The sequence below is a fragment of the Flavobacterium macrobrachii genome, from assembly GCF_014486675.1.
Classification (GTDB): Bacteria; Bacteroidota; Bacteroidia; order Flavobacteriales; family Flavobacteriaceae; genus Flavobacterium; species Flavobacterium macrobrachii.
Genome location: NZ_JACTAC010000070.1, coordinates 1 through 18,327, shown reverse-complemented (window position 1 = coordinate 18,327; position 18,327 = coordinate 1). Strand labels below are relative to the sequence as shown.

18 protein-coding genes are annotated in these 18,327 nt (G+C 32.8%); 9 read left to right on the top strand and 9 right to left on the bottom strand.

Going from position 1 to position 18,327, the window contains the following annotated elements:
* Positions 1-156: 156 nt before the first annotated feature.
* From IAI56_RS13200 to IAI56_RS13190, 3 genes are all read left to right on the top strand, one after another.
* Entirely contained in the window at positions 157-540 is a 384-nt protein-coding gene (locus tag IAI56_RS13200) for a DUF4234 domain-containing protein (protein ID WP_187658315.1), read from the top strand.
* A 71-nt stretch (positions 541-611) separates the two neighbouring features.
* Positions 612-983, top strand: a complete 372-nt coding sequence (locus IAI56_RS13195; RefSeq protein WP_222941018.1) for a DUF2752 domain-containing protein — start codon at positions 612-614, stop codon at positions 981-983.
* Positions 952-1,500: a DUF805 domain-containing protein gene (locus tag IAI56_RS13190; RefSeq protein ID WP_239106941.1), complete on the top strand. Its 549-nt coding sequence runs from the start codon at positions 952-954 to the stop codon at positions 1,498-1,500. Before IAI56_RS13195 ends, IAI56_RS13190 begins: the two co-directional genes overlap by 32 nt.
* Before the next feature lie 62 nt (positions 1,501-1,562).
* Here the strand turns inward: IAI56_RS13190 and IAI56_RS13185 are convergent, their stop codons facing one another.
* Positions 1,563-3,365: a GNAT family N-acyltransferase gene (locus IAI56_RS13185; RefSeq protein WP_187658314.1), complete on the bottom strand. Its 1,803-nt coding sequence runs from the start codon at positions 3,363-3,365 to the stop codon at positions 1,563-1,565.
* Positions 3,366-3,525: 160 nt separating this feature from the next.
* On the opposite strand from IAI56_RS13185, the gene IAI56_RS13180 reads away from it, so the two are divergent.
* The 3 genes from IAI56_RS13180 to IAI56_RS13170 all read left to right on the top strand — a co-directional run bounded on the left by IAI56_RS13180 (position 3,526) and on the right by IAI56_RS13170 (position 6,492).
* Complete coding sequence (locus IAI56_RS13180) at positions 3,526-4,287, top strand: exodeoxyribonuclease III (protein WP_187658313.1); 762 nt, start codon at positions 3,526-3,528, stop codon at positions 4,285-4,287.
* A 33-nt stretch (positions 4,288-4,320) separates the two neighbouring features.
* Positions 4,321-5,286 (top strand): OmpA/MotB family protein, encoded by a 966-nt coding sequence (locus IAI56_RS13175; protein ID WP_187658312.1) that lies wholly within the window; start codon positions 4,321-4,323, stop codon positions 5,284-5,286.
* 165 nt (positions 5,287-5,451) lie between these two features.
* On the top strand, positions 5,452-6,492 hold the full coding sequence (locus IAI56_RS13170) for an aldo/keto reductase (RefSeq protein ID WP_187658311.1): 1,041 nt from the start codon (positions 5,452-5,454) through the stop codon (positions 6,490-6,492).
* Position 6,493: 1 nt separating this feature from the next.
* Here the strand turns inward: IAI56_RS13170 and IAI56_RS13165 are convergent, their stop codons facing one another.
* The 8 genes from IAI56_RS13165 to panC form a co-directional block, all read right to left on the bottom strand.
* Positions 6,494-7,870: a PQQ-dependent sugar dehydrogenase gene (locus tag IAI56_RS13165; protein ID WP_187658310.1), complete on the bottom strand. Its 1,377-nt coding sequence runs from the start codon at positions 7,868-7,870 to the stop codon at positions 6,494-6,496.
* A gap of 70 nt (positions 7,871-7,940) precedes the next feature.
* Positions 7,941-8,453 carry a hypothetical protein gene (locus IAI56_RS13160; RefSeq protein WP_187658309.1) on the bottom strand — a complete coding sequence of 171 codons (513 nt, stop codon included), beginning with the start codon at positions 8,451-8,453 and terminating at the stop codon, positions 7,941-7,943.
* Positions 8,454-8,460: 7 nt separating this feature from the next.
* Positions 8,461-8,925 (bottom strand): gliding motility lipoprotein GldH, encoded by a 465-nt coding sequence (locus IAI56_RS13155; RefSeq protein WP_187658308.1) that lies wholly within the window; start codon positions 8,923-8,925, stop codon positions 8,461-8,463.
* An 11-nt stretch (positions 8,926-8,936) separates the two neighbouring features.
* Positions 8,937-10,298: a DNA repair protein RadA gene (gene radA / locus IAI56_RS13150; protein ID WP_187658307.1), complete on the bottom strand. Its 1,362-nt coding sequence runs from the start codon at positions 10,296-10,298 to the stop codon at positions 8,937-8,939.
* A 21-nt stretch (positions 10,299-10,319) separates the two neighbouring features.
* Entirely contained in the window at positions 10,320-11,564 is a 1,245-nt protein-coding gene (locus IAI56_RS13145; protein ID WP_187658306.1) for an alpha/beta hydrolase, read from the bottom strand.
* A gap of 60 nt (positions 11,565-11,624) precedes the next feature.
* On the bottom strand, positions 11,625-12,590 hold the full coding sequence (locus IAI56_RS13140; RefSeq protein ID WP_187658305.1) for a lysylphosphatidylglycerol synthase transmembrane domain-containing protein: 966 nt from the start codon (positions 12,588-12,590) through the stop codon (positions 11,625-11,627).
* A 4-nt stretch (positions 12,591-12,594) separates the two neighbouring features.
* Positions 12,595-12,945 (bottom strand): aspartate 1-decarboxylase, encoded by a 351-nt coding sequence (gene panD / locus IAI56_RS13135; RefSeq protein ID WP_187658304.1) that lies wholly within the window; start codon positions 12,943-12,945, stop codon positions 12,595-12,597.
* 14 nt (positions 12,946-12,959) lie between these two features.
* Complete coding sequence (gene panC / locus IAI56_RS13130; protein WP_187658317.1) at positions 12,960-13,808, bottom strand: pantoate--beta-alanine ligase; 849 nt, start codon at positions 13,806-13,808, stop codon at positions 12,960-12,962.
* 105 nt (positions 13,809-13,913) lie between these two features.
* On the opposite strand from panC, the gene IAI56_RS13125 reads away from it, so the two are divergent.
* Genes IAI56_RS13125 through glmS form a run of 3 tightly spaced genes read left to right on the top strand, consistent with a single transcriptional unit; the run spans position 13,914 to position 18,309 of the window.
* Positions 13,914-14,717 carry a glycogen/starch synthase gene (locus tag IAI56_RS13125; protein ID WP_187658303.1) on the top strand — a complete coding sequence of 268 codons (804 nt, stop codon included), beginning with the start codon at positions 13,914-13,916 and terminating at the stop codon, positions 14,715-14,717.
* Positions 14,717-16,450: a BamH family beta-barrel-assembly machinery protein gene (gene bamH / locus IAI56_RS13120; protein WP_239106940.1), complete on the top strand. Its 1,734-nt coding sequence runs from the start codon at positions 14,717-14,719 to the stop codon at positions 16,448-16,450. The genes IAI56_RS13125 and bamH overlap by 1 nt, the downstream gene beginning before the upstream one ends.
* Positions 16,451-16,461: 11 nt before the next feature.
* Positions 16,462-18,309: a glutamine--fructose-6-phosphate transaminase (isomerizing) gene (glmS, locus tag IAI56_RS13115; protein ID WP_187658302.1), complete on the top strand. Its 1,848-nt coding sequence runs from the start codon at positions 16,462-16,464 to the stop codon at positions 18,307-18,309.
* Positions 18,310-18,327 lie beyond the last annotated feature (18 nt).

The window sequence follows — 18,327 nt, the reverse complement described above, 5'->3', positions numbered from 1 at the left end:
ATTAATTTGTAACTTGCTTCAAGGTTGCTCATAATTGTATTTGATTAGGAGTCAATACAATGTACTAATTTTTAGTGTTTTGAGCAACTTTTTTTATAATGCACTACGGGTTAAAATTTTATATATTCGTAACAATTAATCAAAAAACAAAAACAAATGGAAGTTACACGACCAACCGAAGATTGGAATAATCCAAATAACAACATTCCAGTATTTAAAGTTGATCCAATTATTGTGTTATTATTAAGTTTTATAACCTGTGGATTATATCTAATTTATTGGAACATTAAAGTTTCAGAAGTTGTAAATGCAGTATCAAATAGAGAAGTAGTTTCAACACCAATTGCTGTTTTTGCAGGCTGTTGTTTGCCTGTAAACTTATATTTTTACTATGTATTAGGGAAAGAAGGTTTGCCAAATGTATACAGAAGAACAGGTGAGCTAAATAAAGACCAATCTACTTTGTTAATTATTTTAGGTTTGTTTTTTCCATTTGCGGCAGCAATGATTGTTCAAGGGGATATTAATAGGTTGTACTAATCAAAAAATTTCTTTTAAATAGAATTTTAGGTATTACAGGTGCAATTTTAACACTTGTAATACCTTTTATTTTGTGGCTTAAAGACAGCGATAACTCATTAGAAAAGGAACAGTCTTTTTGTCCATTAAAAGCAACTACGGGTTTTCCTTGTCCGTCATGTGGCATAACAAAATCGATTGTTTATTTTTATGATGGAAATTTAGTAAAAAGTTTGAGTTACCATCTTTTTGGACCTTTAGTTGTAGGTTTTTGTGTTTTTATAATTGTTCTATTTTTGGTTGAAATTAGAACAAAAAAAGTGTTTGTCCAGAAATGGTTTTACAACAAAAAACTTGCTTATTATTTGGCTACTTTTTTAATAATTTATCATGTTATCAGATTAGTACTTTTTATAAAAGAGAACTCATTGAATGATATTGTTCAACAAAGTATTTGGAAATAAAATAATTTTAACCTTTAGAAATAAATTTATGTATTGGTACAAAAAAGTAGTTTTTGAAAATTATGCTAATTTCAATGGCAGAGCACGTCGTTCAGAATATTGGTATTTTATATTATTTAATGCTTTGTTTTCATTTGTATTAACAATTTTAGATAATTTATTAGGGCTTCAATTTGGAACTGCTGACTCTGGAGTTTTAAATACAATTTATAGTTTAGCTGTTTTTATTCCGTCATTAGCAGTTTCGGTTAGACGTTTGCACGATATAGGAAAAAGTGGTTGGTTATTATTAATTGTTTATGGCTCAATTATATTTTTAGCCGCTTTACTACTTTTAGGAAGTTTTATGCATGCTTTTGATTCGTCTCCCTTTATAATAATATTTGCGCTTTTGATAATTGGTGTCGCCATTTGGCTATTAATACTGTTTTGTACAGAAGGTGATGATTTTACCAACAAATATGGTTCAGATCCAAAAGCTTTTAATGAAGAGATTGACCAAATAGGAAATGAATAAATAAAACAAAAGCTCCAAAAAATTAAATTTTGGAGCTTTTTTTTATAGTATTGTTTTTTGAATTATTGCTTTTCTTTCTTTTCCAGTTCTGCCTGAAATTCTTCCATAACAGGTTTCATCGTGCTTTCGGGTAAATCGGCAATGCGGATGTACATCAATCCATCAACCGAATTGTTAAACATTGGATCAACATTAAACGCAACCACACGCGCATTTTGTTTGATGTATTTTTTAATCAAAACCGGTAAACGCAAACTTCCTGGCTCGATTTCGTCAATAATTTTGTCAAATTTATTTAAATCGGCTTCCGTTTCATTGAATAGAAAATCTTTATCAGCATCTTTTAGTTTTACCTTAAATTCTTTCTTCGGATGAATATATTGCGCCACATATGGATCATAATAATGTGATTTCATGAACTCAATCATCAGCGATTTAGAAAAATCGGTAAATTGATTACTAATACTAACGCCGCCAATTAAATATTTATGTTCTGGATGACGCAACGTGGTGTGAACAATTCCTTTCCAAAGCAGAAACAATGGCATCGGTTTTTGTTGGTATTCTTTGATGATAAAAGCTCTACCCATTTCGATAGATTTTGACATCATATCGTATAATTCGGGCTCAAAACGGAACAAATCTTGAAGATAAAAACCTTCTATTCCATATTTTGTATAAATCTCTGATCCCAATCCCATTCGATAAGCACCAGCAATGACCTGAGCATCATCGTCCCAAAGAAACATATGATGATAATATTTATCATATTGATCTAAGTCAATCGATTCGTTTGTTCCTTCGCCGACTTCTCTGAAAGTAATTTCTCTTAAACGACCAATTTCATGAAGTATATTTGGAATTTTATCTGCAGAAACAAAGAATACTTGATAGTTTTTACTTTGTGTTAATCTATAATCACCATTTTTAAGCTCTTCAATTTCTTTCAGAATTTCCTCATGATTAGCAGGTTTTACAATCTGTTTAGGAGGTTTTGGCGTTTTTAAATTTAGGTTTACCGGATTTAGCAATTTGCTCTCTTCATCGTCAAATGAATTAGCAAGCATATAGGTTTTTCTTCTTAAAAACTCCGAGTATTCTTCTATACTTTGATGCTCGTTTTGTTCAGCAACCGATATTGGTTTACCAATTCTAACTTTAATAACTCTATCCTTTTGCGTTAACAATTCTGATGGCAATTTAGCCGTTCGAAGTGTATCGTCAATTTTAGAAAGAAAATAAAAAAGTTTGCTATTTTTAGCATGAAAGTAAATCGGAACTACGGGAACTTGTGCTTTTCTAATTACTTTAATTGCTCCTTCTTCCCAAGGTTTATCTACAACTAATTTTCCGTCTTTATAGGTGGAAACTTCACCAGCGGGAAACATTCCAAGGGGTTTTCCATCACTTAAATGACGTAAGGTTTCCTTAATTCCAATCACACTCGATTTAGCATCTTTATGATTTTCAAACGGATTTACAGGCATAATATAAGGTTTCATTGGCTCAATTCTATGCAATAAGAAATTGGCAATGATTTTAAAATTAGGTTCTCTTTCGAGCATTAATTTCAACAATAAAATACCGTCAATTCCTCCAAGCGGATGATTGGAAACCGTTATATAAGCACCATCTTTGGGTAAACGTTTTAAATCTTCTTCAGGAATTTCAAACTTTATCTGGAATTCATCCAATATTGCATTTAAAAACTCCACTTCACTCAAGTGCTTATTTCTGTCATAGATTTTATTCAAAGTGGAAATCTTTAGCACTTTCATCAATAACCAGCCAGAAAAAGTTCCTAAAACTCCATATTTATCAGCATTTATTGCTTTTGCAACTTCTTTAGCAGTGACTAAACCCATGTATTGTTTTTATTATTTGAGCAAGAAACAAAGATAATAATTCTATTCAAACGACATTAGTAAATTATTAGAATTGCAATTTAATTTTTGGTGATAAGTTTGTTGAAAAAGTTACCAAATTTTAGCATTTCTTTCACTTATTTTTAGGGAAATTTGAAACATGAAGATAATTTCTTATAACGTAAACGGAATTAGAGCCGCGATTAACAAAGGTTTTCTAGATTGGCTACAACAAGCCAATCCTGATGTAATTTGCTTGCAAGAAATAAAAGCGACTGAAGATCAAATTCCTGTGATGGAAATTCAATTAGCAGGTTATCCTTATCAATACTATTTTTCAGCACAAAAAAAAGGATATTCTGGAGTTGCAATTTTATCAAAAATTGAACCTAAAAACATCGTTTTTGGAACTGGAATTGAGCACATGGATTTCGAAGGAAGAAATCTAAGAGTTGATTTTGATGATGTTTCCGTGATGAGCTTGTACTTACCATCGGGCACGAATATCGATAGATTAGACCATAAATTCAAGTATATGGATGATTTTCAGGATTATGTAGATAATCTGAAAAAAGAAATTCCAAATCTTATTATTTGTGGCGATTACAATATTTGTCATGAAGCCATTGACATTCATGATCCGATTCGAAATAAAACGGTTTCAGGATTTTTGCCCGAAGAACGAGCTTGGCTGGATGCTTTTATGAAAAGAGGTTTTGTCGATACGTTTCGATTTTTTAACAAAGAACCGCACCATTATAGTTGGTGGAGTTATCGAGCCAATGCAAGAGAAAATAATAAAGGTTGGAGAATTGACTATTGTTTAGTCACCGAAAACATGAAAGAACGCTTGAAAAGAGCTGTTATTTTGCCCGAAGCCAAACATTCAGACCATTGTCCGGTTTTGGTAGAAATTGATTAAAAACCCCAAATTAGTAATTATAAAAATAAAAAAATGATTAAAAAAACAGTTTTGTTGACATTGCTTTTAGTATCGATGTCGTCGTGTGTTTCCAAAAAAATCTACAATGATTTAGAAAACAAATACACCGATTTAAAGAAAGAAAATCACAATTTAGCCGATGAAAATGAAGAGCTAAAAAAAGCTAAAAATTTGCTTGAAACCGATAAAGCATCGCTTGAATCAGAATTAGCAAAGCTAAAATCAGAACGTGATAAACTGCAAACCGATTGTGCTGCAACGGCAAATAATTTGAAAACATTGCAAGCTTCTTACAATGCATTAGAGAAAAACAGCAACGATGCATTGGAAAGTAATATGAACAAAAATCGTGAACTTTTGGCACAATTAGATGCCAAAGAAAAAGCATTGGCAGCAGAACAAAATCGATTAAACAAACTTCGTTCTGAATTGGAATCAAGTTCAAAACGCTTGAACGAATTAGAAAGCATGATTGCGGCAAAAGATGCAGCCATGAACAAATTGAAAGAAACTTTATCAAAAGCGTTGAATGCCTTTGAAGGAAAAGGTTTGACCGTAGAACAAAAGAACGGAAAAGTGTATGTTTCTATGGAAAACAAATTGTTGTTCCAAACCGGAAGTTGGTCTGTTGGAACTGAAGGTAGAAAAGCAGTTGTTGAAGTTGGAAAAGTTTTGGCACAAAATCCAGATATTACTGTTTTAATTGAAGGTCATACGGATAATGATAAAATTCTTGGAAACATTGGTGGCGGAATTGAAAATAACTGGGATTTATCAACCAAAAGAGCAACGGCAATTGTAAATATTTTAGCAGAAAACAGTGGAATTAACAAACAAAATTTAACGGCTGCTGGTCGTGGCGAATATGCTCCAATCAAAGGAAACGATACCAGCGAAGGAAAAGCTAAAAACCGAAGAATTGAAATTATCCTAACACCAAAATTGGACGAAATTTCAAAACTTTTGAATGAGTTTTAATAATTCCTGCAAGGTTTTTTATACCTAGTGGCATTACTACAAAAAGGTTCTAAGAAAAACTTAGAACCTTTTTTTCTGCAATTTGTTTCCAAAAAATCTGTTAATCAAAAGAGAAAAAAAGTATAATGTTTTACTTTTGCACTTTCAAAATCTACTCCATTTAAAATGAATTACACCACTTTACCTCATTCTGATTTAAAAGTTAGTAAAATATGTCTCGGCACGATGACCTTTGGAAATCAAAATACCGAAGCTGAAGCACACAACCAATTGGATTATGCCGTAGAAAGAGGAATTAATTTTCTCGATACTGCCGAAATGTATCCGATAGGCGGAAATGCACAAATTTTTGGAAGTACCGAACGTTTTATTGGAAGTTGGATTTCAAAAATTGGTGCTTCAGAAAGAGAAAAATTGGTCATTGCAACCAAAATTGCCGGACCAAATCGTGGTATGGAATACATTAGACAACCGCTTGATTTTTCCAAAAAAAGCATTACCGAAGCAGTTGAGTTAAGTTTAAAAAACCTGCAAACGGATTATATCGATTTGTATCAAATGCATTGGCCAGAACGCGTGATGAATATGTTTGGTCAACGTGGTGTTTCAAAAATTGATACTCATTGGCAGGAAAATTTCTTTGACGTTTTGTCAATTTTTGATGGTTTAATCAAAGAAGGAAAGATAAAACACATTGGCGTTTCCAACGAAAATCCCTATGGTGTAATGAAATTTATCAACGAAAGTGAAAAGCATAATTTGCCGAGAATTGTTTCCATCCAAAATCCCTATTCGCTTTTAAATCGATTATTTGAAGTAGGTTTGTCCGAAATTGCTATGCGAGAAAACGTAGGTTTATTGGCTTATTCTCCGTTAGGATTTGGGTTTTTGACTGGAAAACATTTAAACGGAATTCAATCGGATTCTCGATTAGGTTTGTTCCCAAATTTCATTCGATACACGAACGACAACTGTTTCAAAGCAACCCAATTTTATAAAAAATTAGCCGATGATAATGGTTTAACGTTGACCGAAATGGCTTTGGCTTTTGTACACCAACAAGATTTTGTTTCTTCGACCATTATCGGAGCAACCAATTTGGAACAACTCAAAGAAAATATTGATGCCTTTGATATCACGTTGTCAGATGATGTTGTGAAACAAATCAACGCCATTCAAGAAATTGTTCCAAATCCTGCGCCTTAAATTATTGTTTGATAATTTTAGAAGTTACCGTGTTACCAGTTTTGGTTTCAATCGTTACAAAATACATTCCTTTTGACAAATTGGAAATGTTTATCGAACTCAATTGTGAGTTTTGATATGCAACCGTTTTACCAGTTAAATCGGTTATTTTTATAGCGTATAATTCGATGTTGTTTTCATTTTTTACAAACAATTCATCTGAAGCTGGATTGGGATAAACGGCAATTCCATTTTTTTGAAATTCATTTGTGTTTAATGAAGTGTCGATTACTCTGTACAAAACACCACTACTTCCAACATACAATTCACCATTTACGTCTTCGCCAAAAGTGGTTATAAATCCAAGCGAGTCATACGACCAAACAACTTGATTAGCATCGTTGATATAACCAACTTCACCCGAACAATAATCGGCAAAAACATATTTGTTTTGTAAATTTGGATACGTTGTTCCAGTATAGAAAAATCCGCCAGTTATGGAACATCTTCCCGAATCATGATTGTATTGTGCTAAAGGAAAAGTCATTGTATTCATTGGTTCGCAACCCGAAGTTAAGTAAGAAACATTTCCTTCATAACATCTCCAACCGAAGTTTAAACCCGTATTTGGAAATGGATAAGCAATTTTATTGATTTCTTCAATGTCATATTGACCAACATCGGCAATCCATAAATCGCCATTTACTTTACTAAACGAAAACTTCCATGGATTTCGCAAACCTCTTGCCCAAATTTCTTCTTTTCCAGCTTGTCCAATATAAGGATTGGTTGGTGGAATTCCATAAAGTGTTCCAGAATTAACATCAATTCTAAGCATTTTTCCTAGAAAAATTCTAGATGGAAAGGAAGGATTTATTGTCATGTTTTGTGCATAACCTTGCGGATCGTCAGCACTTCCACCATCACCCATTCCAATATAAAGATAACCATCGGGACCAAATTTTAAAGTTCCGCCATTGTGATTGGAATATGGTTGATCGATTGTCATTAAAATCGTTCCTGTTGGATTGGCAACATCTGGATTTGTAGAAGAAACAGAATATTTAGCAATAACAGTATCGCCAGCAGTATTGGTATAGTTTACAAAAAACAAACCGTTTGAAGCATAATTTGGGTGAAATGCTAAACCAAGTAATCCTTGTTCGCTTCCGTTGCTCAAACCCGAAACGGTTAAAAATGGTGTTGCATTTACCGTTCCATTTGTGTTAACAATGCGAATTAAACCGCCTTTTTGAACTACAAATAATCGGGAGTCATTTGGCGCATGAGTAATTTCTACTGGAGACGAAAATCCAGTAGCAAAGCTTTGTAAATTCAAGGTTTGGGATTGCGAAATACCACAAAGCAATAATGATAATGAGAGTAAAATTTTTTTCATAGTAGGTTGATTTTCTTGTAAAGTTAGAAATAAAATATTTACAATCAAATCATTATGCTAACTTTCACCTTTACTTTAATTCTTTTAGTAGTTGCTCAATTTCGGCTTTTTGCGAAGCATATTCTTGTTGTAGTTCGCCGTCTTTTTCCATTCGATTGTAATATTCAAAAGCTTTGTTGGCAAAGAATTTTCTATGAAAAGTACTTGCATTAGGAACTTGCGGATAGCGTTTGTGAAACAACATTTCATAATACGCTTGCCATTCGCGTTCGTTTCTATCGGGAAATTTGTTGAGGTAACTTTTTTGTTCTACATGAATCATTTCATGTGCAATCAGGTTTAGCATTAAAACCAATTCAAATTGAAAGGTGTTTTCGGGAATTCTAATGATTTGTTTTTCGCCAAAATTTCCTTCGGCTGTCATCAAAATATAATCGGGTTTGGCTTTTTCTCGTAGTTCAAATCCTTTTAAATTAGGATGTTTGATACCATATTCTTCGATTAGATATTCTGCCGCTTGAATGGTTTCACCCAATTCGTGATAGCTTTCAATTTTTTGAATGATTTCAGAATAGGGTTTCATCTACAATTTATTCAGAAAGTGTAACTTCTAAACCTAGACTTGAAATATTTGGCAAATAACTGTTGTTGAAAGTATGCGCTACCGAAATCACATAATTTCCTTTTATAAGATTTACATTTTTCTTGAAAGTTTGTTTCAAGTCGCAAATATCGCCAAGACAATCGCCTTTGTCTTTTCCAGCAGAATCTTTTAGTATCAAATCAATATTCATAATTTCGGTTTCGCCTTTGGGATTTTTGATACTAATAGTAACAGGAACTTTATCGAATTGATAGTCAAAAACATGACTTAAAATGAATGTCAAATCATAGTTTTTGCTTTCGTCATCAATAGTTATGTCGAATGATTTAACATCGTTTTTTTGCCATTGATTGGCTTTGAAATCGGTTTTGTATTCCGAAAATATTTTTTTGTCATTACAAGAAATGAATGCCAATATCAATCCGAATAAAAAAAGTTTTTTTGATTTCATATGATTTAATTTTACCCAAACAATTGCTCCACAACTTCTTCAATTTTTGAGACTAAAATCACTTTTATTCCCGGAAATTGGGTTGCAATTTTGTTGTATTTTGAAACAAAGATAGTTGAAAACCCTAATTTTTCGGCTTCTTGAATGCGTTGTTCTACTCGATTTACAGGGCGAATTTCTCCTGAAAGACCAACTTCTCCGGCAAAACAAACATCTTTGCCTACGGCAATATCTTCGTTGGAAGAAAGAATGGCAGCAACAACGGCTAAATCAATTGCTGGATCATCAACCGAAATTCCTCCGGTAACATTCAGGAAAACGTCTTTAGTTCCAAGACGAAAACCAGCACGTTTTTCTAAAACTGCCAAAATCATATTTAATCTTTTAGCATTATAACCGGTTGTGCTTCGTTGCGGCGTTCCATAAACTGCGGTAGAAACTAAGGATTGAATTTCAATCATCAACGGTCGCATTCCTTCGAGTGTTGAAGCAATTGCTGTTCCTGAAAGCTCTTCTTCGCGATGTGAAATTAATATTTCCGACGGATTGGAAACTTCTCTTAAACCTGAACCTTGCATTTCATAAATTCCAAGTTCGGCAGTTGAACCAAAACGGTTTTTTAAACTTCGTAAAATTCGATACACATGATTTCTGTCGCCTTCAAATTGCAAAACGGTATCGACCATGTGTTCCAAAATTTTTGGTCCGGCAATGTTTCCGTCTTTGGTAATATGTCCAATTAAAATCACAGGAACGTTGGTTTCTTTGGCAAATTTTATTAATTCGGCAGTACATTCTCGAATTTGAGAAATACTTCCAGCGGTTGATTCGATGTAATCAGTATGAAGTGTTTGGATGGAATCGATGATGACAATATCGGGTTCTACTTCAAGTATATGGCGGAAGATATTTTGTGTTTTGGTTTCGGTTAGAATAAGACAGTTTTCGCTGTTTGGATTTATTCTTTCAGCGCGCATTTTTATTTGTTTCTGACTTTCTTCACCCGAAACGTATAAGGTTTTATAAGGTAATTTCAGTGAAATTTGAAGCAATAATGTACTTTTTCCAATGCCAGGTTCGCCACCTAAAAGTATCAATGAACCAGGAACGATTCCGCCACCAAGAACTCGATTGAACTCGCCATCGGTTGAATCCATTCGAACTTCTTCGGCAGAATCAATTTCATTAATTTTTAAAGGTTTGGAAACTCGTTTTACTTCAGAAGTTGAAGGTTTCCAAGATGTTTTTTCTTCTTTTTGGATAATTTCTTCGGCAATGGTATTCCATTCTTTACACGAATTGCATTGTCCTTGCCATTTGGCATATTGTGTGCCGCAATTTTGGCAAAAAAAAGTAGTTTTTAGTTTGGACATTGAGCCGTAATCTTGGTTTAATTATTCTTGTTTTTTCTCTTCCGCAGGAGTTTCGGTTGGCGTTTCAGCCGGAATTTCTTCCACTGGAGTTTCTTCTACTTTTTGACCTTTTTTAGGTAGAGAAGCTTTTAATTCATCGGCGCGATTAATCATCATGTCTTTGGTCAAATCGCCAATTTCCTGCATTTGAAAGGCTTTCATATATGATTTGACAGCTCGAGCGTTGTCGCCTTTTTTCTCATACATTTGTGCCATGTGATAATCCGCCAACATCGTTTTTGGATAATCTTTACTAGCTAATTGGGCTAATTGGTCAAATTCGTTATAGGCTTTATTTTTAATAATAGCTGCTTCAATGGCTTTGAAATCGTTCATTCTAACTTGAAGTTTTAAGCCTAATTCTTTCTCCAAAACGTCATATTTTGCAATTAAATAATCAACATATCCCGAAGGTAAAACGGCAATTTTTTCTTGGAATTCGGTTGTAGAAATAGGTTGATAAACTGAGAAAATTTGATACAAAGCACTCGGAATGGCATGTGGAACCAACGAATAATGAGATGCACCTTTAAAATCTTCGTAGCGGTAATTCAAATTAGGTTTGTTAATTTTTTTGATTTCGGTATCCATGGCTTGAACTCGAGCTCTCATTTTTTTCAAATCGCCATCCGCTGTACAATGGTAGTAGAAAATGTTTTTTGTTATGGCGGCCAATCTTTCGGGAATTTGTTCTTCCATTCCAACAGGGAGTTCAGGACTTAGCGAAATATAAGCGTTAAAAATTGGATCGTCTTTATACAAATAACAATTCATAAATCCGGCGGTTACATCCAATCCAGCAACTATTCTAAATGGTGCTGTTCTGAAGTTTTTTTGAATGGTTGGAATTAATTCCATTCCAATAAATTCAAAGAATTTTTCTCCTTTTTCGGTTGGTAATCCAGTTTCACCATCGGTTGCAGAGTCGTATTCGCGTTCGCCATTTTTGTTTTGGCTAATGGCTACAATAATTACTTCGGGTAAATCGTCCCAATAATAGCCGTAGCTTAATGTTCCATAAAACGGATCGAAAAGAAAATCACCATCTAGTAAAACTAATAATGGATATTTTTGGGTTTTATTTTTGGAATACGACGGTGGAAGCGAGATTTTTATTTCGCGTTCTTCGCCTAATTTTTGAGAATTTATAGTATCAGTAATTGTTTTTTGGGCAAATAAACTGTTGGTACAAATAAAGATTGCTAGCAGAAGGAACAGCTTTTTCATGTATGTTTCGGTTTTTGGTTAAATAGAATTATTGCTAAAAATAATCAGCAAGATAGTAAATTATTTATTTCTATTTAAAATAGGTAATAAAACATAGGAAATCAAACCAAGAAGTAAGGTTAAAATGGTTTGTGATGTCCAAACTAGCCAACCAAAAGCAGTTCCAATATTATTTGAAATTCCGTAAAGCGAAAAAATTAATGCGATAGAAAACGGAAATGCGCCCAAACCACCATTTGAAAACCCGATGGCTAAACTTCCAAAAACAAATCCCATAATGATAATGTCAAAACTAATTTCGGAAGTTTCGGGTAAAGCAAATTTGGCAACATAAAACATCAAAAGATAGGAAAACCAGATGAAAAAAGAATGAAAAACGTATTTCCATCTATCTTTCATTTTATAAATAGTGGTCATTCCTTCCATTAATCCGGATAGTTTTTTCTTCAGTTTTTTGATGATTTTCCATTCGGCATAAATCCAAATTAGAATAAAAATAATCATCATTACTATTCCAGCAATTCCTATATAAATTAGTGATTTTATAGGAACTTTTTTGTCAATTAGAAATTGATAAATGGTATTGTATTGTGAAACAAATCCAATAAAAACAAAGAGAAGAAACACTAAAAAATCTACAATTCTCTCGGCAACAATGGTTCCAAATGCTTTGTCAAAAGGAACGTCTTCGTATTTTTTTAAAAGTGCTGCTCTAGAAATTTCTCCCGAACGCGGAACGGTTAAATTGACCAAATAGGAAACACAAACGGTAAAGAAATTATTATGAAATTTGGTTTGATAACCCAAATGATTGAGTGCAAATTTCCATCGATATGCTCTTGACCAGTAACCAATACAAGCAATGACAAGAGTTAACAAAATATAGTTATAATTTGCTTTTTGAAAACTGACTTTTATTTTGGCAATTTCTTCGCTGGTTAACGTTGTAAATTGATAATAAATAATTCCAATCCCGATTAAAAGCGGAATTAGAATAGTAAGCCATTTTCGAAGTTGTTTTTTCAAAATTTTAGGTCAGAGAATTGTCTTTTTCGTTAGGAAAAACTAACCATGGTTTGAAGATTTTTGCTTCTTCAAAATCCATAATTGCATAAGACATGATAATTATAATGTCGTCTTTTTGAACTCTTCGAGCAGCTGGACCATTTAATGTAATTTCGCCTGAATTTTTTGCACCTTTGATAGCATACGTTTCAAAACGCTCTCCATTATTGATGTTAACAATATAAACTTTTTCGCCTTCTATAAGATTAGCGGCATCCATTAAAGTTTCGTCAATGGTAATACTACCGATGTAATTCAAATCGGCTCCGGTTACTTTTACTCGGTGAATTTTAGATTTTACTATTTGTATTTGCATGCGGCAAAGTTAAATTAATTTACTGAAATCGTATCAATCAATCGTATTTTGTTGACAAAAACAGCAATGAAAATTCGATAGTTTTTATTTTTATTTTTTCTGATGCAAGGTAATAATGTTGCTTCGTCGGCAATTTGAAAATATTCCAATTCAAATTGGTTTTGTTTAGCAAATGTTCTTTCTACCCATTTAGTCACTTCAGCAGCAGATTTTGTGCCAAATTGTTTTTTGGCTTCCAAAATGGTTTGATAAATCATTGCTGCTTCTTTTCGTTCTTCGGCAGAAAGTCTTTCGTTGCGCGAACTCATCGCTAAACCATTTGCTTCTCTATATATAGGACAACCAACGATATTGACAGGAATTTTGTATTTAGAAACCAGTTTTTTTACAATTTGAAGTTGTTGAAAATCTTTTTCGCCAAAATAAGCATTGGTTGGTTTTACAATTTCAAAAAGACGTTTTACAATCGTTCCAACGCCGTCAAAATGTCCTGGACGAAATTTTCCTTCCATTTGATTTTCAATTCCATCATAATCAAAATGTTGTGAAACGGTTTTCCCTTCATAAATATCATCAACTGTTGGAGCATAAACGATAATTTCGGGAGAAACGGTTTTTATTTTTTCAACATCTGCATCTAGTGTTCTTGGATATTTGGCTAAATCTTCGGGATTGTTAAACTGAGTTGGATTTACAAAAATGCTTATCACGGCAGTGTTATTTTGTTCCAATGCAGTTTCTAATAACGACAAGTGACCTCTGTGTAACGCACCCATTGTTGGCACAAAACCTATGGAAGTTTTATCGTTCGAAATCGACTTTAAAAAAGCGTTTAGTTCGCTTTGTTTGTTAAAAATGCGCATACGCTTTTGTAAATGAGATGCAAACTTACTATTTTCATACATAACTGCATAAAATTTTGTACTTTTGCATGCTTTTTATTGCCAATAAATAAATTAGATTAAATTATGGAAGATAAGAGGATATTATATGTATCATCTGAAGTTGTGCCTTATTTGGCTGAAAATGAGGTTTCTTTAATGTCTTATGACGTGCCAAAAATGATTAATGATCAAGGTGGGCAAATAAGAATATTCATGCCAAGATATGGCAATATTAACGAGAGAAGACATCAGTTGCATGAAGTTATCCGATTATCTGGGATGAATTTAGTGGTAAATGATTTAGATATGCCGTTGATTATTAAAGTAGCTTCTATTCCAAAAGAAAGAATTCAGGTTTACTTTATTGATAACGATGAATATTTTAAAAGAAAAGCCACTTTTACAGATGAAGACGGTGTTTTATATCCAGATAATGATGAAAGAGCTATTTTCTTTGCCAAAGGTGTTGTTGAAACAGTAAAAAAATTGAATTGGGTTCCCGATATTATTCATGTTCATGGTTGGATGGCGAGTTTATTACCTGTTTACATGAAGCATTTCTATAAAAACGAAGCTTTATTTTCTGAAACAAAGATCATAACATCCGTTTACGGTCAATCTTTTGATGGGAATTTAGATATTGAAATGATAAACAAAGTTAAGTATGATGATGTTCCTCATGAAGCAATTCAAGAATTAGAAACACCTAATTATGAAAACTTAATCAAGTCTGCGGTTAATCATTCTGATGGGGTAATTATCGCTTCATCGACTATTTCTGCAAGTTTAACAAATTTTATAGAATCTTCACAAAAACCTTTTTTACCTTTCACCACGAAAGAAAATTTTGCTTCGGCATATACAGAATTTTATAAAAAATTGCTTTAATGTTTATTACCCAAATGAATTTACAAACTTACGTCAAACAAATCATCACCATTTTAATTATGGTAATGTTTATATCATGTGATAAAGATTTTAATGAGATAGGAACTGATATTGTTGGTGGAGATAATGATCATTATCTTCTTGATAAAACTACTGAATTTTCAGTTATGGCTTACAATCAAAAGCTTGGTCCAGTTGCTATGAATAATTTGCCAATCAATCCATTGGGAATATACACTAATCCTGCATTTGGAACCACTACGGCAAATTTTGTTACCCAATTAGAAGTTGCTTCCACATCTTTAAACAGAACGTTTAACAATGTTGATCCTACGCTTTATCAAACGTTACCAATTGTGGATAGTGTGATTTTGAACATACCTTATTTTAGTAAGTTAAAAACAACTACAACCAATAGTTCAGGAGAAATTGTAAAAACTTATCAATTGGACTCAATTTATGGTACAGCTAATTCAAAGTTTAGATTAAGCATTCATGAGTCTAATTATTTTTTAAGAAATTTAGACCCTGAAACACAATTTACAGAGCAACAAGCCTTTTACAACGACAATCAAAATATTGAGAACAATATAAATTCTGCACGTTTAAATAATGCACCTTTAGTTAATACTGAGTTTATAAAAAATGCTGATGGTCGCGAAAATGAGCAATTTTATTTTAATAAAAATGAACGAATCACAAAAACAAAAAATGACGAAAATGAAGATGTTTTAGCAAGAAGCGTTCCTTCTATGCGATTACACCTAGATACTAACTTTTTCTTAAATAAAATTATTAATGCGCCATCAGGACAATTAGCAAATAATGATGTTTTTAAAAATTATTTCAGAGGATTATTCTTTAAAGTGGAAAGTTTAGGAAACACCAATAGCATGGCTATGTTAAATTTTGCTGGAGGAACTGTCACAGTTTATTACAGAGAAGATAGTAAAGTTACCGATGCTCAAGGAGTTGTAACGTACAATAAAGTAGACAAAACCTTTTTAATGAATTTATCTGGTAACACAGTAAGTCTACAATCAAACTCCAATGAAAATGCAGATTATTTAACAGCAACAAATTCACCTGCTGAAGCATCAAGACTTTATTTAAAAGGTGGACAAGGTTCAATGGCAATTATAGATTTATTTGGGCCAGATACCAATGGGAATGGTGTAGCAGATGAATTGGAAGACTTAAGAACAAGAGGATGGCTAATAAATGAGGCTAACTTAACATTCTACATTGATAAAGATAAAGTGTCAAACCCTTTGACAGTTGAGCCTAACAGAATTTTTCTTTTTGATTTGAATAATAGAAGAACACTAATTGACTATGCATTTGATCAGACAACATTCCCAGGTTATGCAAAACAAAATAAGTTCGTTCACGGTGGTTATATTTTAGATGATGAAGGTAAAAATCTTTCCCAAGCAAAAGACCAAACCACAGGAATAGTTACAAAAAAGGGAACAAAATATAAAATTAGAATTACGGATCATGTTAAAAATTTAGTTCGCAAAGATTCTACCAATGTGAGATTAGGTTTAGTTGTTACTGAAACTATTGGAAATGTTGGTTTTACAAAATTAAAAACACCAATTGGAACAATTAAAACCGTTCCAACTATGTCAGCTTTAAATCCTTTGGGAACTATTTTATATGGTTCACATTCTAGTATAGCTGATGATAAAAGATTAAAGCTAGAAATTTATTATACCAAACCAAATTAAAACCAGAAATTATGTGTGGAATTGTTGCGTATATAGGTTATCGAGAAGCATATCCTATAGTTATTAAAGGATTAAAAAGATTAGAATATAGAGGTTATGATAGCGCAGGTATAATGTTATATAATGACAATGCCTTAAAAGTTTCAAAAACCAAAGGAAAAGTTAGTGACCTTGAAGAAAAATCTAAAGATATTGCTGAATCAAAAGCTACCATAGGAATGGGACATACTCGTTGGGCAACTCATGGAGTTCCAAACGATGTAAACTCACATCCTCATTTGTCAAATTCAGGAAAATTAGCAATTATCCACAATGGTATCATCGAAAATTATGAGCCATTAAAAAAAGAATTAATCAAAAGAGGTTATACTTTTCAATCGGATACTGACACTGAAGTATTAGTAAATTTGATTGAAGAAGTACAAAAGAAAGAAAACCTAAAACTAGGAAAAGCCGTTCAGGTAGCATTAAACCAAGTTGTTGGGGCTTATGCTATTTGTGTATTTGATCTTGAAAAACCAGATGAAATTGTTGTGGCAAGATTAGGAAGTCCATTAGCAATTGGTGTTGGAAAAGATGAGTTTTTCATAGCTTCAGATGCTTCTCCTTTCATAGAATATACCTCAAATGCTATTTATTTAGAAGATGAAGAAATGGCAATTGTTCGTTTAAACAAAGGATTAAAAATTCGAAAAATTAAAGACGATACTTTGGTTGATCCTTATATTCAAGAACTTCAAATGAATTTGGAGCAAATTGAAAAAGGCGGTTACGAACATTTTATGTTGAAAGAAATCTACGAACAACCAAGCGTTATAAAAGATACATATAGAGGAAGACTTCATGCTAATGAAGGAATTATTCAAATGGCAGGTGTTGAAGATAATCTAGAAAAATTCCTTAATGCAGAAAGAATACTTATTGTAGCTTGTGGAACTTCGTGGCATGCAGGTTTAGTTGCTGAATATGTAATTGAAGAATTTGCAAGAATACCAGTTGAGGTAGAATACGCATCTGAATTTAGATATAGAAATCCAATTATTACTTCAAAAGACGTAGTAATTGCCATTTCACAATCAGGAGAAACAGCCGATACTTTAGCTGCAATTAAATTAGCGAAAGAAAAAGGAGCATTTGTTTTTGGAGTATGTAATGTTGTTGGCTCTTCTATTTCAAGAGAAACACACGCTGGTGCATATACACATGCTGGACCAGAAATTGGAGTGGCTTCGACTAAAGCATTCACTACACAAATTACGGTATTAACAATGATTGCGCTTCGTTTAGCAAAAGCAAAAGGAACTTTGTCAAACTCTGACTTCTTTAGATATTTACAAGAATTAGAAATTATTCCAGAAAAAGTACAAGAAGCTTTAGCAACTAACGAGGTTACAAAAGAAATTGCGGCAAAATTTAAAGATTCCTCAAATTGTTTATATTTAGGAAGAGGTTACAACTTCCCTGTTGCACTTGAAGGCGCATTAAAATTAAAAGAGATATCCTATATACATGCAGAAGGTTATCCTGCAGCTGAGATGAAACATGGACCAATTGCTTTAATCGATGAGCAAATGCCAGTTATTGTTATTGCACCAAAACAAGGTCATTACGACAAAGTAGTAAGTAACATTCAAGAAATTAAATCGCGTAGCGGAAAAATTATTGCTGTTGTTACCAAAGGTGATACTCAAGTAAAAGAATTAGCCGATCACGTTATCGAAATACCAGAAACTTCAGATGCATTATCTCCATTAATCACAACAATTCCATTACAATTGTTATCATATCACATTGCGGTAATGAGAGAATGTAATGTAGATCAACCAAGAAATTTGGCTAAATCGGTTACAGTAGAATAAAATATTATATAAAATAAC

What these genes read in the sequence shown, in the direction of transcription:
- IAI56_RS13200 (WP_187658315.1), top strand. Translation starts at nt 157, where the DNA reads ATGGAAGTTACACGACCAACCGAAGATTGGAATAATCCAAATAACAAC.
- IAI56_RS13190 (WP_239106941.1), top strand. Translation starts at nt 952, where the DNA reads ATGATATTGTTCAACAAAGTATTTGGAAATAAAATAATTTTAACCTTT.
- IAI56_RS13185 (WP_187658314.1), bottom strand. Translation starts at nt 3,365, where the DNA reads ATGGGTTTAGTCACTGCTAAAGAAGTTGCAAAAGCAATAAATGCTGAT.
- IAI56_RS13180 (WP_187658313.1), top strand. Translation starts at nt 3,526, where the DNA reads ATGAAGATAATTTCTTATAACGTAAACGGAATTAGAGCCGCGATTAAC.
- IAI56_RS13175 (WP_187658312.1), top strand. Translation starts at nt 4,321, where the DNA reads ATGATTAAAAAAACAGTTTTGTTGACATTGCTTTTAGTATCGATGTCG.
- IAI56_RS13170 (WP_187658311.1), top strand. Translation starts at nt 5,452, where the DNA reads ATGAATTACACCACTTTACCTCATTCTGATTTAAAAGTTAGTAAAATA.
- IAI56_RS13165 (WP_187658310.1), bottom strand. Translation starts at nt 7,870, where the DNA reads ATGAAAAAAATTTTACTCTCATTATCATTATTGCTTTGTGGTATTTCG.
- IAI56_RS13160 (WP_187658309.1), bottom strand. Translation starts at nt 8,453, where the DNA reads ATGAAACCCTATTCTGAAATCATTCAAAAAATTGAAAGCTATCACGAA.
- IAI56_RS13155 (WP_187658308.1), bottom strand. Translation starts at nt 8,925, where the DNA reads ATGAAATCAAAAAAACTTTTTTTATTCGGATTGATATTGGCATTCATT.
- radA (WP_187658307.1), bottom strand. Translation starts at nt 10,298, where the DNA reads ATGTCCAAACTAAAAACTACTTTTTTTTGCCAAAATTGCGGCACACAA.
- IAI56_RS13145 (WP_187658306.1), bottom strand. Translation starts at nt 11,564, where the DNA reads ATGAAAAAGCTGTTCCTTCTGCTAGCAATCTTTATTTGTACCAACAGT.
- panD (WP_187658304.1), bottom strand. Translation starts at nt 12,945, where the DNA reads ATGCAAATACAAATAGTAAAATCTAAAATTCACCGAGTAAAAGTAACC.
- panC (WP_187658317.1), bottom strand. Translation starts at nt 13,808, where the DNA reads ATGCGCATTTTTAACAAACAAAGCGAACTAAACGCTTTTTTAAAGTCG.
- IAI56_RS13125 (WP_187658303.1), top strand. Translation starts at nt 13,914, where the DNA reads ATGGAAGATAAGAGGATATTATATGTATCATCTGAAGTTGTGCCTTAT.
- bamH (WP_239106940.1), top strand. Translation starts at nt 14,717, where the DNA reads ATGTTTATTACCCAAATGAATTTACAAACTTACGTCAAACAAATCATC.
- glmS (WP_187658302.1), top strand. Translation starts at nt 16,462, where the DNA reads ATGTGTGGAATTGTTGCGTATATAGGTTATCGAGAAGCATATCCTATA.